At 68.0% G+C, this 14469-nt stretch carries 15 protein-coding genes; 4 read left to right on the forward strand and 11 right to left on the reverse strand.

Annotated elements, in window-relative coordinates; genetic code table 11:
- Positions 1 to 58 precede the first annotated feature (58 nt).
- The 4 genes from ACIA49_RS27160 to ACIA49_RS27175 are packed head-to-tail and all read right to left on the reverse strand — an operon-like array spanning position 59 to position 5189.
- Positions 59 to 2041, reverse strand: a complete 1983-nt coding sequence (locus ACIA49_RS27160; protein ID WP_396380147.1) for an aldo/keto reductase — start codon at positions 2039 to 2041, stop codon at positions 59 to 61.
- A 32-nt stretch (positions 2042 to 2073) separates the two neighbouring features.
- Positions 2074 to 2904 (reverse strand): carbohydrate ABC transporter permease, encoded by an 831-nt coding sequence (locus ACIA49_RS27165; RefSeq protein ID WP_396380148.1) that lies wholly within the window; start codon positions 2902 to 2904, stop codon positions 2074 to 2076.
- Positions 2891 to 3913 (reverse strand): carbohydrate ABC transporter permease, encoded by a 1023-nt coding sequence (locus ACIA49_RS27170; RefSeq protein WP_396380149.1) that lies wholly within the window; start codon positions 3911 to 3913, stop codon positions 2891 to 2893. Before ACIA49_RS27170 ends, ACIA49_RS27165 begins: the two co-directional genes overlap by 14 nt.
- Position 3914: 1 nt before the next feature.
- Positions 3915 to 5189, reverse strand: a complete 1275-nt coding sequence (locus ACIA49_RS27175) for an ABC transporter substrate-binding protein (RefSeq protein WP_396380150.1) — start codon at positions 5187 to 5189, stop codon at positions 3915 to 3917.
- 113 nt (positions 5190 to 5302) lie between these two features.
- Here ACIA49_RS27175 and ACIA49_RS27180 point away from each other — a divergent pair, with 113 nt between their 5' ends.
- Positions 5303 to 5914 carry an HAD-IA family hydrolase gene (locus ACIA49_RS27180; RefSeq protein WP_396380151.1) on the forward strand — a complete coding sequence of 204 codons (612 nt, stop codon included), beginning with the start codon at positions 5303 to 5305 and terminating at the stop codon, positions 5912 to 5914.
- On the opposite strand, the gene ACIA49_RS27185 is transcribed toward ACIA49_RS27180, so the two are convergent.
- Positions 5877 to 7001 (reverse strand): MFS transporter, encoded by a 1125-nt coding sequence (locus tag ACIA49_RS27185; protein WP_396380152.1) that lies wholly within the window; start codon positions 6999 to 7001, stop codon positions 5877 to 5879. The two genes, ACIA49_RS27180 and ACIA49_RS27185, sit on opposite strands and share 38 nt — an antisense overlap.
- Positions 6998 to 7612, reverse strand: a complete 615-nt coding sequence (locus ACIA49_RS27190; protein WP_396380153.1) for an HAD-IA family hydrolase — start codon at positions 7610 to 7612, stop codon at positions 6998 to 7000. Before ACIA49_RS27190 ends, ACIA49_RS27185 begins: the two co-directional genes overlap by 4 nt.
- Before the next feature lie 47 nt (positions 7613 to 7659).
- On the opposite strand from ACIA49_RS27190, the gene ACIA49_RS27195 reads away from it, so the two are divergent.
- Entirely contained in the window at positions 7660 to 8817 is a 1158-nt protein-coding gene (locus ACIA49_RS27195) for an ROK family protein (protein WP_396380154.1), read from the forward strand.
- On the opposite strand, the gene ACIA49_RS27200 is transcribed toward ACIA49_RS27195, so the two are convergent.
- Genes ACIA49_RS27200 through ACIA49_RS27210 form a run of 3 tightly spaced genes read right to left on the reverse strand, consistent with a single transcriptional unit; the run spans position 8807 to position 11194 of the window.
- Positions 8807 to 9424, reverse strand: a complete 618-nt coding sequence (locus ACIA49_RS27200) for a DinB family protein (RefSeq protein ID WP_396380155.1) — start codon at positions 9422 to 9424, stop codon at positions 8807 to 8809. The two genes, ACIA49_RS27195 and ACIA49_RS27200, sit on opposite strands and share 11 nt — an antisense overlap.
- On the reverse strand, positions 9421 to 10230 hold the full coding sequence (gene thiD / locus ACIA49_RS27205) for a bifunctional hydroxymethylpyrimidine kinase/phosphomethylpyrimidine kinase (protein WP_396380156.1): 810 nt from the start codon (positions 10228 to 10230) through the stop codon (positions 9421 to 9423). Before thiD ends, ACIA49_RS27200 begins: the two co-directional genes overlap by 4 nt.
- A 1-nt stretch (position 10231) precedes the next feature.
- Positions 10232 to 11194, reverse strand: coding sequence for a thiamine-phosphate kinase (locus ACIA49_RS27210; RefSeq protein ID WP_396380157.1), 963 nt, complete (start codon positions 11192 to 11194; stop codon positions 10232 to 10234).
- Positions 11195 to 11325: 131 nt separating this feature from the next.
- On the opposite strand from ACIA49_RS27210, the gene ACIA49_RS27215 reads away from it, so the two are divergent.
- Positions 11326 to 11559, forward strand: a complete 234-nt coding sequence (locus tag ACIA49_RS27215) for an Lrp/AsnC family transcriptional regulator (protein ID WP_041290445.1) — start codon at positions 11326 to 11328, stop codon at positions 11557 to 11559.
- Positions 11560 to 11589: 30 nt separating this feature from the next.
- Complete coding sequence (locus tag ACIA49_RS27220) at positions 11590 to 12045, forward strand: DUF3515 domain-containing protein (protein ID WP_396380158.1); 456 nt, start codon at positions 11590 to 11592, stop codon at positions 12043 to 12045.
- 5 nt (positions 12046 to 12050) lie between these two features.
- Here ACIA49_RS27220 and ACIA49_RS27225 read toward each other — a convergent pair whose 3' ends face one another.
- Together ACIA49_RS27225 and ACIA49_RS27230 are read right to left on the reverse strand one after the other, a co-directional pair.
- Positions 12051 to 13151 (reverse strand): D-alanine--D-alanine ligase family protein, encoded by a 1101-nt coding sequence (locus ACIA49_RS27225; protein ID WP_396380159.1) that lies wholly within the window; start codon positions 13149 to 13151, stop codon positions 12051 to 12053.
- A gap of 20 nt (positions 13152 to 13171) precedes the next feature.
- Positions 13172 to 14377 (reverse strand): cytochrome P450, encoded by a 1206-nt coding sequence (locus tag ACIA49_RS27230; protein WP_396380160.1) that lies wholly within the window; start codon positions 14375 to 14377, stop codon positions 13172 to 13174.
- Positions 14378 to 14469: the final 92 nt, after the last annotated feature.

Here is a 14469-nt window from a genome sequence, read left to right on the forward strand (position 1 = left end):
CCGACAAACCATGTTACATGGGTGTCAGGGCTCGACCAATTCGGTCAACCTACGCTCGTCACGCAGTGAGGTACGCCACTTCTTCGTCGCTCAGCGACACTGTCAGACCAGGCGTGGAGGTCCGCGTCTCACTGATGTGCCGAGGCCCGATCAACGGGAACACCGGGTACGGCTGATGCAGCAACCAGGCCAGTGCGATCGCGGTCGGCTCGACTCCCTTGGCGGCCGCGAGCTCCCGGGCCCGGTCCAGTCTACGGAAGTTCTCGTCGGAGTAGAAACAGCGGACCAGTTCCTCGTCCGAGCGGTCCTCCGGCTTGGCCCGTCCGGTGAAGAATCCGCGGGCCTGACTCGACCACGGGAACAGCGCCACCTGCCGGTCCCGCAACCACGCCTGCGACTCGTCGTCCGACACGTGCCGGCACCCGGCCCACGGTACGTCGTACGCCCGGGCCAGGCTGAGGTGATTGCTCAGCAGGGTGAACGGCTGCTTCCCGTGCGCCTCCGCGTACGCGTTCGCCTCGTCGAACCGCTCGAGCGACCAGTTGGATCCGCCGTACGCCTTGATCCGGCCGGCCTTGAAGTGTTCGTCCAGTACGTCGACGAACTCGCCGACCGGGATTTCCTCGTTGTCGCGGTGCATCAGGTACAGGTCGATGTGGTCGGTCTGCAGCCGCCCGAGGCTCTCCTCCAGCTGGCTGGTGATGGAGGCGGGATCGCAGTGCGGGGTGTGCGCACCCTTGCCGATGACAACGACCTCGTCGCGGTTGCCGCGCGTCTTCATCCACTGGCCGAGCAGCTTCTCGCCGTACCCGCCGCTGTAGATGTAGGCAGTGTCGAACGTCGTCCCGCCGCGCTCGACGAAGTCGTCGAAGACCGTGGCCGCGTGGGTGAGGCTGTGCTGGTTGTCCACGCCCATCACGACCCGCGAGACCTGCTTGTCCAGGCCGGGGACAGTCCCGTACTTCATCGGAGCATCGGTACGTCGGGCCAGCGGCCTGCCGCTGGCGGTCGGGATCGCGGCGTCGTCGCGCTCGATCGCGTACTGCTGACCGATCGCCGCCCGCCACGCGTCCTGGACGGTGAGGTTGCCGAGGGTGTCGGCCCAGTTCATCTCGGGGGCCTGACGCTCGGCGATGGCCGCGGCGACCGCCTCGGCCTCGGCCGCGTAGATCAGCGCGGGCTCGGCCGAGACCTCGCGCACGCTCTCGCCGACCTTGTGCAGGGTGACGTGGGTCGGCTTGCCGTCGCCGCCGAACCACGGGTCCTCGACGATCAGGTAGCCCTTGCTGCCGACGATCCGGACCTGGTTCTGGTCGCCGAGCCGGACGCCGGTGGTGACGTGCGCGGTGACGCCGCCGTCGAAGAACAACGTCGCGGCGGTCCACTCGTCGGCACCGGTCTCCCCCACTGTCCCGACCGCGTTCACGGCGGCAGGTTCGGCGTACGGGAGTCCTCGGTCGGCGCCCGCGATCAGGCGCGCGTACGAGACCGGGTAGCCGCCGACGTCGAGGATGCCGCCGCCCGCGAGCTCGTCGGCGTAGATGCGGCTGGTCGGATTGAAGGAGGCGTTGAACGCGAACGTCGCCTCGATCTGGTGGATCTTGCCGAGCTCACCATCGCGGACCAGTTGGGCGACCAGCTTGGTCTGCGGGAGGCAGCGGTACATGTACGCCTCCATCAGGAAGACGTCGTTGCGCACCGCGGCCTCGATGATCGCCTCGGCCCAGGCCTTGTTGATCGCGAGCGGCTTCTCGCACAGCACGTGCTTGCCCGCGTCGGCCGCCTTGATCGCCCACTCGGGGTGCATCGGATGCGGCGTCGCGACGTAGATCGCGTCCACGGTCTCGTCGGCCAGCAAGGCGTCGTACGAGCCGTGCCTGGTCGGGATGTCGAAGCGGTTGCCGAACTCGTCGGCCGAGGCGAGCGACCGGCTGCCGACCGAGACCACCTCGTTGGTCGGTGAGGTCGGCACCTGCTCGGCGAACCGGGACGCGATGTTCCCGGTGCCGAGAATGCCCCAGCGGAGTTTGCTGTCAGTCAAAGGAGATCCCTCGTAGTCGGTTTGAGGACGGGTCAGGACTTCATCGCGCCGGCCGCGAGGTCGGCGATGAACGAGCGGGCGCCGATCAGGAAGACCCCGATCAACGGAATCACACTCATCAGCGCACCGGCCATCACCATCGAGTAGTCGGTGTTGTACAGGCCGTTGAGCTGGTCGAGTGCGACCTGCAGGGTGAGCCGGTTGGGATCCGTCATCACGATCAGCGGCCAGAGGTAGTCGTTCCAGACGTTGATGAAGGTGAAGATGCCGAGGAAGGCCATCCCGGGCCGCAGCACCGGCAGACCGACGCTCAGGTACTGCCGGAAGAAGCCGGCCCCGTCCACCTTGGCGGCCGAGATCAGCTCGTCCGGGATCGCGCCCGCGGCGTACTGGCGCATCCAGAAGATGCCGAACGCGTTCGCGGCCCCGGGGATGATGAGCGCCTTCAGCGATCCGATCCACCCGAACTGCGCCAGCGTCACGAACTGCGGTACCAGCGAGAGCTGGGCCGGGATCATGAACGTTGCCAAGAGCAACCCGAAGAGCAGTTTGCGGCCGGGGAACTCGTACTTCGCGAACGCGAAGGCCGCCAGCGAGTCGAAGAACAGCACCAGCACGGTGACGGAGACCGAGGCGATCAGCGTGAGCAGCATCGACCCGAAGAAGTCGACGTTGTCGAGCACCTTGCCCATGTTCTCGAACAGGTGCGAGCCGATCCACAGCTTCGGCGGGTAGGCGAAGATGTCGGGTGTGGTGTTGGAGGCCATCACGACCATCCAGTAGAACGGGAACAGCGAGACCACGACGCCGAGCATCAGTACGACGTGACCGACGGTGGTGCGCAGGCGCTCAGCGGGCGTCATCAGCAGCCTCCTTCTGTACGGCGATCTTCCGTTCCACCCGGCGTTTGGCCCGACTGGTCAGGCGTTCCTCGTCGTTGCCGCCGATCAGCCGCCAGTTGATGATGCTGAACAGCACGATCAGGATGAACAGCGCCCAGCCGATGGCGGCGCCGTACCCGAACTGGTTCTTGATGAACGCGCTCTGGTAGAGGTACGAGACGATCGTCATGCCGGCGTCGCCCGGACCGCCGATGTTGTTGGTGTCGCCGAACAGCACCCGCGACTCGGTGAAGATCTGCAGCCCGCCGATGGTCGAGGTGACCGCGGTGAACAGGATCACCGGCCGCAGCATCGGCACCGTGATCCGCCAGAACGTCTGCCGCGGACTCGCACCGTCCACCTTGGCGGCCTCGTAGACGTCGGCCGAGATCGCCTGCAGCCCGGCCAGGTAGATGATCGCGTTGTAGCCGACCCAGCGCCAGGTGACGATCGTCGCGATCGCGATCTTGATCCCCCACGGCTGCGTCAGCCAGTCGAACTTGGCGAGCCCGATCGACTGCAGGAACGCGTTCAGCAGGCCGAAGTTGTTGCTGAAGATCGACCCGAAGACCAGCGTGACGGCGACCACCGAGGTGACGTTCGGGATGAAGTACGCGATCCGGTAGAAGGTACGGAACCGGGTCGCGTTGTGCAGCGCGTTCGCGATCACCAGCGCGAGCAGCAGCATCGGGACCGTCGACAGCACCCAGATGATCATCGTGTTGCCGATGGCGTGCCAGAACTTCGGATCGCTGAGCAGGTAGCTGTACTGCTCCAGTCCGACCCACTTCATCGGGCCGATGCCGTCCCAGGAGTGGAACGAGATCCAGATCGAGAACAGGATCGGGAACGCGCCGAAGACCGCGAACAGGATGAAGAACGGCGAGATCGCCGCGTACTGCGGGAACGCCTGCCGGAACTTGTTCGGCGGCTTCTCGGCGGTTTCGTCCTGCACGGTGGCCGGGACCGGAAGGGTTTTGGTGACAGCCATCTCAGATCGCCCCCGCCCGGGTCAGCTCGCGGGTGATCTGGTCCTGGGCGTCTTTCCAGGCCTGGTCCGGCGCCTTGCCGCCGGTCTCGACGTTGACCAGCTGCGCGCTCAGCTGGTCTCCGATGATCGAGTCGTACGGCGAGAAGTACGCGCCGGGGTACTTCTTCGCGGACTCGGCGAACACGTCCACGATCTTCTGCCCGCCGAAGAACTCGTCCGGCGCGCTCAGCCGGGCGTCGGTGTAGGAGGCCGGCGTGGACGGGAACAGCACCGGGTCGAGGAAGGACTGGGCCTGGTTCTTCGCCGATTCCAGCCAGCTGATGAAGGCGAAGGCCGCGGCCGGGTTCTTGCAGTACTTCGTGATCGCGAGGAACGAACCACCGCGGTTGCCGGGTCCACCAGGAGCCGCCGTCACCCGCCACAGGCCCTTCGTCTTCGGCGCCGCGTTCTTCGGTCCGAGCTGCGCCCACCAGACCGCAGCGTTGAACGCGACCAGCTTGCCGTTGCTGATGATGGCCTTGGCGTCGGTCGACCCGTCCTGAGCGTTGGCCGACAACCCTTCCTTCACCACCCGTACGGCGAGATCGAACGCCTCCCGCACGTGGTCCTGATCGCCGATGTACTGACCGTCGGCGCTCATGTATCGCTTCGGCGCCTGCGCCATCCGGTAGGCGAAGATGCTGTTCACGTTGTCGGTGATCGCGGAGCCGGGAGCCGCCTGCTGGATCTTCTTGCCGAGCGCGATGTAGGTGTCCCAGTCCGGCGCCTGCTCGGCGAGCGCGGCCGGATCGACGTCGACCCCGGCCTTCTGCAGCAGGTCGCTGCGGTAGAACAGCGCGGTCGGGCCGGTGTCCATCGGGTAGGCCATCATCTTGTTCTGGGTGACGCCGAGCTTCCATTTCCAGGGCAGGAAGTCCGCCTCCCGGTCCCGGGCGCCGAGCTCGTACAGGTCGTGGAACTGGTCCGCGTTCGGGAAGTAGGTCGCGACGTCGTCGTTGATCGCGACGATGTCGGGGACCAGGGACTTGCCGGCCAGCGCGGTCAGCACCTTGGTCTTGTAGTTGCTCCCGATCCGCGTCATCGACAGCTTCAGGCCGTCGTACCCGGGGATCGTCTTCTCGGCCTGCGCGATCAGGTCGTCGTTGACCGAGCCGACCCAGGTCCACATGCTCAGTTCGCTCGCGGTCCCCAGCGAGCTGCGGGAACCGCATCCGGTCAGCCCCGCGGCAGCAGCGGCGGCACCGCCTGCGAGGAACGTCCTTCTGCTCAGCGGCATACGCCTCACCCGGCGCTTTCTGTTGGAAGCTGTCCGATCATGTTTACGTAGCCATTAGGTAAGCGCATACCGGCTGAACCGGTCAAGAGCCCGGGCTGACAGGATGGGTTCTCATGACGCCCGAGATCACCACTGTCCTCTTCGACGCCGACGGCGTCATCCAGCGCGGCACCCAGGACTGGACCGCCCGGCTGCACTCGATGGTCGCCGGCGACGGCGAGGGTTTCATCAACGACCTGATGCTGTCCGAGGGGCCCGCGCTCGTGGGCAAGGAAGAGTTCCGGGACGCGGTGACCGGCGTACTGAAGCGGTGGAACGTCACGGCGAGCCCCGACGAGGTGCTCGAGCCGTGGGGCTGGTTCGCCGCCGAACCGGTGGTGGTCGAGCTGATCCAGAAACTGCGCCAGGCGGGCATCAAGTGCCACCTGGCCACCAACCAGCACGCTTACCGCCGCGACGTGATGCAGGACCGCGGGTACGACGACTGGTTCGACCAGTCGTTCTATTCGTGCAACCTGGGTCTCCGCAAACCCGACCCGGCCTACTTCCGCGCGATCCTGTCCGCGACCGACGCACCGGCCTCCTCGGTCCTCTTCGTGGACGACCTCTCGGCGAACGTCGAAGGCGCCCGCTCCATCGGCATCACCGCCGAGGTCTACGACCTCAACACCGCGGGAACGGACGCCCTCACTGAACTGCTGCGGAGCTACGGACTACCGGCCTGACACTGCGGCTCAGGGCAAACAGGACCAGTAGCAGCGGGATGGTGATCAGGTAGGCCAGGCGGAGGTCGACCAGCCGCGCCAGGCCTGCCAGGGCGGCCGGGGTGATGAGGATGGCGGTGCCGGAGGCGAGGGCGCCGAGGGCTGCCAGGCGGGTGGGGCTGAGGCCGGGCATCGCTACCAGCGCAGCGAGGGTGACTGGGTAGAGCGGGGCGACGCCGATGCCGGCGATGATCAGGCCGAGGGCGATCAGCGCGGGCGCGTTGAGCAGGCTGACGAACAGGGTGCCGATGATCGCGAGGCTGCCGCCGATGACCACCGGCGACACCGAGCGCCAGTGGACTGGGCCGATGGCCCGCCCCACGGCCATTCCGATCGGGAAGCTGCTGCCGAGGAGTGCTGCGACCGCCAGGGTCAGTCCGGAGTCGACCAGGCGAGCTACTGCCCAGACGACGAAGCAGAACTCGACACCGACAGCCAGTACGACGCGCAGCCAGCCGAGGGCGACGGTCCGGCCGACCGCGTGACCAGTGGGCGCCTCGGACAGGACAGGCGGTACGACGTCCGGGCCTTTGACGGTGGCCAGGATCAGCAGCGGCGGTACGGCGATCAGCATGGCGACGCGACCAGTGATCCCGAGAGCGTCGATCAAGCCGATGGTGAGCGGGGCGAGGATGCCGGATGCACTGGCGACCGCGTTGACCCGACTGAGGCGTGCGGCGGCAGTGGGGCCGTGGAGCATCAGTGGGGCGAGCAGGACAAGCAGTGCACCGCCTAGGCCGATACAGAGCCCGCCGACGACCACAACGGCGTACAAGGGAGCTAGCGCAAGCAATGCGGCACCGGCGGCGCAGATGACAGAGCCGGCACGCAGTACGACGCCGATCGACCAGGAGCGGAGGAGTCGGGGGCCGACTGCGGCCACGATCACCAGTCCGACCGCGAAGGCCGACGAGAGCAGGGCGAGCCGACCAGTGGGCTCGTGGAGGTCGCGGGCGAGGATGGCGACGCAGGCGCCCAGGCCTGCGAGCAGATAGCCCAGTGAGGAGAGGCTGATCCCGATCTGGACCTCCTCGGACCGCGCGGTCATTCGGTGAACAGCTGAACGAGACGGTGGAGGTCCGGCAGCCGGATGTCGGCCGGGATGCCCTTCACACCGGCGGTGGTGGCACCTGAGGCTTTGCCAGCCGCGAGGCCGACGGGGGTGTCCTCGACGACCAGGCACTGCTGGATGTCGACGCCCACCAGCTCGGCGGCGCGGAGGTAGCCCTCGGGGTTGGGCTTGCCGTGAGCGACGTCGTCGATGGTGACCAGGATCGACGGCGCGATCCCCGCGGCGGCGAGCCGGACCTTGGCCAGCACGTCCGGGGCGCTCGTGTAGACGGCCCAAGGGATGCCCAGGCGCTCGAGGGTCGCGATCAGCTCGTGCGCGCCTGGGGTCGGCACGACATCGGTGACGTCGTCGGTCTCGAGCTCGAGGACGCGGGCGCCCGCGGCGGCACGCTCGGAGTCGGTCAGGTCGGGCAGGAACTGCGCGACGGTGGCGGCTGCCGGGTTGCCGTGGGCGACTGCCAGCACCTCGGTCGGCGAGAGGCCGTACTCCGTCGCCCAGGTGCTCCAGCTCCGGTCGACGACCGCATCGGAATCGACCAGCGTGCCGTCCATGTCGAACAGCACGGCGCGGATGTCCCGGATCTCCACTACTCCTCCATTAAACTCGGTGCACGAGTATAAGATGGGACAATGTTATGACCAGTGGGCGCCGTGGACAATGGCAGACCGCCGCCGAGATCCTCACCCGGGTGAGCCGGCACCCGGGCATCACTCGCGCCGCCGTAGCGCAGGAGCTCGGACTGAGCACCAGCTCAGCTACTGAAGTGACGGCCCGGCTCCGTGACGCGCAGCTGCTATCCGAAGCGCCTGCACCGAGTCGTGGGCGTGGTCGGCCGACCACGCTGCTGCAGGCGCACCCGTCTGGTCCGCTGGCGCTGGCACTCGACCTGCGGCAGAGCAACTGGCGCACTGCGGTCGTCGGGCTCGACGGCTCGTTCCTGAGCCAGGACGACCACCGGCACCGCACACGCCGTGCGTCAACAGTGCTCGGGAACCTGCGCCGCGCCGTACTGGAGGCACAGGACCTGTACGGCGAGCGCCTGCGCGCCGTCGGACTGGCTGTCCCCGGAACCCTGCGTGGCAGCCTGCTGCTGCAGTCGTCGGCGCCGGAGTGGGCAGCACTCGACCTCGAGACGATCACTGCGGACACGGATCTGCCACTGGTGGCCGGCAACGACGCCACCCTCAGCGGCCTCGCCGAGGCACGCGGCGGGGCTGCCGTCGGCGCTGGGACCGCGCTGCACCTCATCATCGAGGCGGGTATCGGCGGGACGCTGCTCATCGACGGCGCACCCGCGCTTGGCGCATCTGGCGCGGCCGGCGAGTTCGGGCACACGCCGTACGGCGACCGGAGCCGCGCCTGTCTCTGTGGAGCACACGGGTGCTGGAACCTGGAGGTGGACGGACGCGCGCTCGCCTACCACCTACAGGAGCCCGATCCGGACGATCCGCACGCCTACACCCTGCAGGTCCTGGCCCGCACTGACGCCGCGGCCGTACAGGCGGTCGAGAAGGTCGTCGCGGCGATCGGCGCCGGGCTGGCCGGGCTGGTCAACGCTCACGACCCGGACGTGATCACCATCGGCGGCCTCGCGGTCCCTCTCCGAGCAGCCGCCGAGGACGTCTTCCACCAGGCTTATCTGGCCAGCCTCATGCACTTCCATCGCGCGGACCCGCCGCCCGTCGTACCGGCTGCACACCAGTCTGACGGTCCCCTGCGGGGTGCCGCCGCGCTGGCGCTCGACCACCTCACAACAGAGGAGGCTCTCGCCAGCTGGGCGGCTACTCGGTGACCGCCTCTTCGGCTTCGGTTTCGGTCTCTTCCACCTCGACCGGCTTCGGCTTGGGCACGATCGGCGGCTCCACCTTGGCCAGGATGCCCAGGATGTCGTGGCGGTGGTGCTGGACCTCGTGGGCGGTGTGGCGGATGACCCAGCCCAGCGAGCGAGGCATGCGGACCGGGTAGTTGTAGAGGCCCAGCTTGCCCAGCTGTGGCGGCGTGAGGACCCGCGCGGCAGCGCCGAACTCCTTGGCGAACCGCACGAGGGCAGCAGCGACCTCCATCGGGTCCTGGTGTTCGTACTTGGCCTGCTTCACCCGGCCGGTGCGGTCCATGGGCGCATACACCGGCCGGTCCTCGGCCAGGCACTGTGCGATCCGCAGGCGCTGCACTTCCAGTACGTCGCGGACGTGGCAGGCGTACTCGATCGCCGACCACACCTCGGGCTCGGGCCGCAGCCGTACGACGTTCGCGTCCGGACCTGCGGCAGCCTTGGTGAGCGCCATGCTGCAGTCGGCGGACTGGCGGACGAGCAGGGTCACTGTGCCCTGCAGGTCACCGGTGTCGTAGTTGAAGCCACACTGCTCGCAGTACCCGTCGACCGGGGGCTGCTTCGTCAACTGCCACTCCCTCGAAATCTCCACGCATGATCGACCGGACCGATCCCACCACCGAGTGCGAACCCGGCCTGGATCGCACCGGTCACGTACTCCTTGGCGGCACCGACCGCGCTTTCGACGTCGTACCCACGAGCCAGGTACGACGCGATCGCGCTCGCCAACGTACATCCGGTGCCGTGGGTGTGCCGGTTGTCGGCCCGGACCGCACTGTAGGCCCGTCGGACCCCAGCACCGTGCAACACGTCAACAGCGGCCGTGCCCACATCATGCCCGCCTTTGACGAGCACCCAGGACGCACCGGCCTCCAGCAGGATCTTGGCGGCCAGATCGCGGTCTTCCACGGTCTCCAGTGAGACGCCGGCGACCGGACCCAGTTCAGTCAGGTTCGGCGTCAGCACGGTCGCCAGTGGCACGATCTCAGCCCGTACGGCGTCCATCGCGTCCGCGGCGAGTAGGGCGTCACCATGCTTGGACACCGACACCGGGTCGACCACTACCGGCACCGACGGCGGCAGCGTCCGCAGGAGCGACGCGACGACGCGCACCATCGAGACGGACGCCAGCATGCCGGTCTTGACCGCGTCCACACCGATGTCGTCGACCACACTGTGGAACTGCGCCCGCACCTGTTCCTCAGGCAGCTCCCAAGCCCCTTGCACACCCAGACTGTTCTGCGCGGTGATCGCGGTCAGCACGCTCATCCCGTGCACGCCGTTGGCCAGCATCGCCTTCAGGTCGGCCTGGATCCCGGCGCCTCCCCCGGAGTCCGAGCCGGCGATCGTCAGCACGCGTGGCGGTCGGTTCATCTCAGCTCCTGAAGTGGGCGTGGCCGGACTCGGCGGCGTACGGCGCTCCGTCGACGGTGACCGTACCGGCCGGGCGATCCTCATTGCCTTCGGCAACCGATCCGATGACGGTCCAGCCCTCCGGTACGTCGGCCGGCTCGAAGGTACCGACCAGCGCGTGGTCCTCTCCCCCGGTCAGCACGAACTTGAGCGCATCCACCCCCGTGGCCGCGGCCACGGCCTGCAGCGGCTCCGGTACGGCGAGAGCCTTCGTGTGGAGGTCGATGACGACCTGACTGGCCACAGCGATGTGACCGAGGTCAGCCAGCAGTCCGTCGCTCACATCACACATCGACGACGCCCCGGCGAGCGCTGCCCGCGGACCTTCGCCGTACGGCGGTTGTGGGCGCCGGTGTGCCTCAACCACGCTCCGCGGTGACCGGAACCCCCGTGTCAGCACGGCATACCCGGCCTCGGCCCAGCCCAGGCGGCCGGCGACGGCCACCTCATCACCGGGCCGCGCGCCAGACCGTAGTACCGGCGCCCGTCCGTCGAGTGAACCGAAGGCGGTCACCGAGATGACGATCTTGTCCGACTGCACGGTGTCGCCGCCCACGATGGCAGCAGAGACCAGCTCGCACTCGTCCACGAGCCCCTGGTAGAGCTCCTGGACCCAGGCGAGCGGCAGGTCCGCCGGTGCGCCGAAACCGACCACCAGGGAAGTGGGCCGAGCCCCCATCGCCGCGACGTCGGACAGGTTCTGTGCAGCGGCCTTGCGGCCCACGTCGTACGCGGAAGACCAGTCCTGACGGAAGTGGCGGCCCTCCACCAGCAGGTCGGTGGTGATCACCATGCGGCCGTCGGGCGCGGCGACAACGGCGGCGTCGTCACCCGGACCGACCAGGACGTCCTCACTGGTGGACAGCCCCTTGGTGAGGGCCTCGATCAGGCCGAACTCACCTGTGCTCCCCAACGTCTCTGTCACGTCAGCAGACCTCCCATGTACCGGAACGGAGTCTAGGCGGTACCGTGACCGGGCAACGAAGAGTACGCCCGGCGCATGTGCAGTACCGTGGCCGGTGCCCAGCTGAGGACGACTGAGTGGAGAACGACGTGGTGGTCCAGGCCTACATCCTGATCCAGACCGAGGTCGGCAAGGCCGCCGATGTCGCAGCGCAGATCGCCGAGGTCCAGGGCGTCACCCTGGCCGAGGACGTCACCGGTCCGTACGACGTGATCGTCCGCGCGGAGGCCCGCAACGTCGACGAACTGGGCAAACTGGTGGTTGCCCGCGTTCAGAACGTGCCCGGGATCACCCGCACGCTGACCTGCCCTGTCGTCCACATCTGATCCGACGCGAAGCCGCCACTCCCTTTTCGCATGCCCAAGTTCCTGCTAGCTGCACTCGGCCTGCTCGTGCTCGCCGGGTGCAGCCCGGGCCCCACGCCGGTCCCGGTGCCGTCTCCTGCTCCGGAGGTCGCGGCGGCCTGTGAGCCGCTGATCAAGGCCCTGCCGGCCAAGGTGCTCGATGCCAAGCGCCGCAAGGCCGACCCGCCGAGCCCGCTCACCACCGCGTACGGCGATCCGCCGATCGAGGTGACCTGTGGGGTCGCCCAACCGGCCGGGATGGCGCAGGCGCAGTCCCAGTGCTTCGAGGTGAACGGCGTCGGCTGGTTCGCCAAAGAGGTCACCAACGGCACCATCTTCACCACCATCGGCCGGGCGCTGTACCTGGAGATCGCGGTCCCCGACAAGTACAGCCCCGAGGCGAATGCCCTCACCGACGTCTCCGACGCCGTCAAGCAGCACAACAAGGTCATCACCCCCTGCACCTGAGCGCCTCAGCGCAGTCCGGTCGAACGGGTCATAGCCAGGGTCAGCAGGCGGTCGACGAGAGCCGCGTAGTCGAGGCCGGACGCGTTCCAGAGCAGCGGGAACATGCTCTTCGGCGTGAAGCCCGGCATGGTGTTGATCTCGTTGATGACGATCCGGCCGTCCGGCTCCAGGAAGAAGTCGACCCGGGCCAGCCCCTCCCCCTCGATTGCCTCGAACGCGGTCACCGCCTGCGCCCGCAGTTGCGCCGCGACCTCGTCCGGGAGCTCCGCCGGGATCGTCAGCGCGGCGAAGTCGTCGCCCTCGGGCAAGTACTTGGTCTCGAAGTCGTAGAACTCGTGCCCGCCGCCCGAGACCGTGATCTCGCCACAGACACTCGCCTCGGGACGTGCGCCGTTCAGACCCTGCAGTACGGCGACCTCGACCTCCCGCGGGTCCGTCGCGGCAGCCTCGATCAGAACCTTCGGGTCGTGCACCCGCGCCGCGGCGATGGCCTCGTCGAGCTCCTCCGGGCCGTCCACCTTGCTGATGCCCAGGCTCGACCCACCGCGCGCAGGCTTCACGAACACCGGGTAGCCGAGTGCATCGACCGCCGCCCGGTCCACCTGGTCACCCCGTACGACGACGTACGGGGTGATCTGTAGGCCGGCAGCCTGGAGGACGACCTTCATGAAGTGCTTGTCCATGCCGACGGCACTCGCCAGTACGCCGGAACCGACGTACCGGATGTCTGTCATCTCCAGCAGTCCCTGGATGGTGCCGTCCTCACCCCAGGGACCGTGCAGCAGCGGGAAGACCACGTCGACCTCGCCGAGCGTGTTCGGCACCGAGCCAGGGTCGTTGACGACGAGCTCCCGGTTCGAGCCGAACAGCACCGGCAGCGCGGTGACGTCGACCTCGGGCAGCTTGCCGTCGGTGATCGACAGGTGCTCCGGATCGCCGCTCTCCAGCACCCAGTGGCCGCTGGTGCTGATGCCGATCGGGATCACGTCGTACTTGTCCCGGTCGATCGCCTGCAGGACGTTGGCGGCCGTCACACACGAGATGGCGTGCTCGCTCGAGCGGCCGCCGAAGACCACAGCGACCCGGATTTTGCGTTCAGAGCTCACCGGCCCGACTGTAGCGGCCCCTACCAGGTGACCGGCAACGCCTGTACGCCGTACACGAGGGTGTTGTCCTTGAACTGGATGTCCTCGAACGGGACGGCCAGTCGCAGGGTCGGGATCCGGGTGTAGAGCCGGCTGAACACCTCCTGCAGCTCGACGCGGGCCAGTTGCTGACCCAGGCACTGGTGCGGTCCGAAGCCGAACGCCACGTGCGCTGTGCCGGTGCGGGTCACGTCCAGCTCGTCCGGGTCCTCGAACACGGACGCGTCCCGGTTGGCCGCTGACAGAGCCGCCACCAGGTAGTCACCAGCCTCGAGTGTGGCCGGCCCTGCGGGCATGTCGCCGGTCACGTGCCGGAACACGCCGAACTGGACGACCGACAGGTACCGGAGCAGCTCCTCGACCGCAGTGCCGGCCAGCTCCGGCTTCTCCCGCACCAGCTCGAGCTGTCCGGGCTCACGCAGCAGTGCCAGCGTGCTGAGCGCGATCATGTTCGCAGTGGTCTCGTGGCCGGCGATCAGCAGCGTGAAGCCGATCATCACCAGCTCCTCGACAGTGAGGTCCGCACCCATCTCCTCACCACGGCTGATGATGCGGGACAGCATGTCGTCGTCACGCTTGGCCTGCTTGGCCAGCACCAGGCCGGTGATGAACTGACCGAGTCCCTCCGAGGCCGCCATCGTCTCCTCGGGATCGCCGTCGATCGACACCAGGAGCGCACTGCGGGCCTGGAACTCGGCCCGGTCCTCGTACGGCACGCCGAGCAGCTCACAGATCACCAGCGACGGGATCGGGAGCGCGAACGCCTCGACCAGGTCGATCGGCCCGCCGTGCGCGAGCATCGCGTCGATGTGCTCGTCGATCAGCTGCGCGACCCGTGGCCGGTACGCCTCCATCCGCTTGACCGAGAACTCCGTGGCCAGCACCCGCCGCAGCCGCCGGTGCTCCTGGCCGTCCAGCTGTAGCACGGAGCCGGCTTGGGCCACCCGGTCCAGGTCGGCGTCGACGACCACGTGGTCGGACGGCGCCAGCCGGGAACTGAGCCGGTCGTCGCGCAGCACGGTCTTGACCTCGTCGTACCCGGTGACGACCCACGCGTCCACACCCGCCGGCGTCGACACCTTCGTGGGCGCCACTCGCTCCCGCAGCGCGGTGTAGCCACTGGCCGGGTCGAACGGGCAGCCGGACGGCCGCTCGGTCGGGAAGGCCGGTCGCGTGTTCTCGGTCATGCGCACCCCTGTCACTCGATTCTGGTAGTGACTACCATATGACTGTAGTAGCCAATCGGTAACCGCTGCCGGAGCGTCGGGATCAGCTACCC

Origin of the sequence: Kribbella sp. NPDC051587 (assembly GCF_044453945.1) — a bacterium.
Lineage (GTDB): Bacteria > Actinomycetota > Actinomycetes > Propionibacteriales > Kribbellaceae > Kribbella.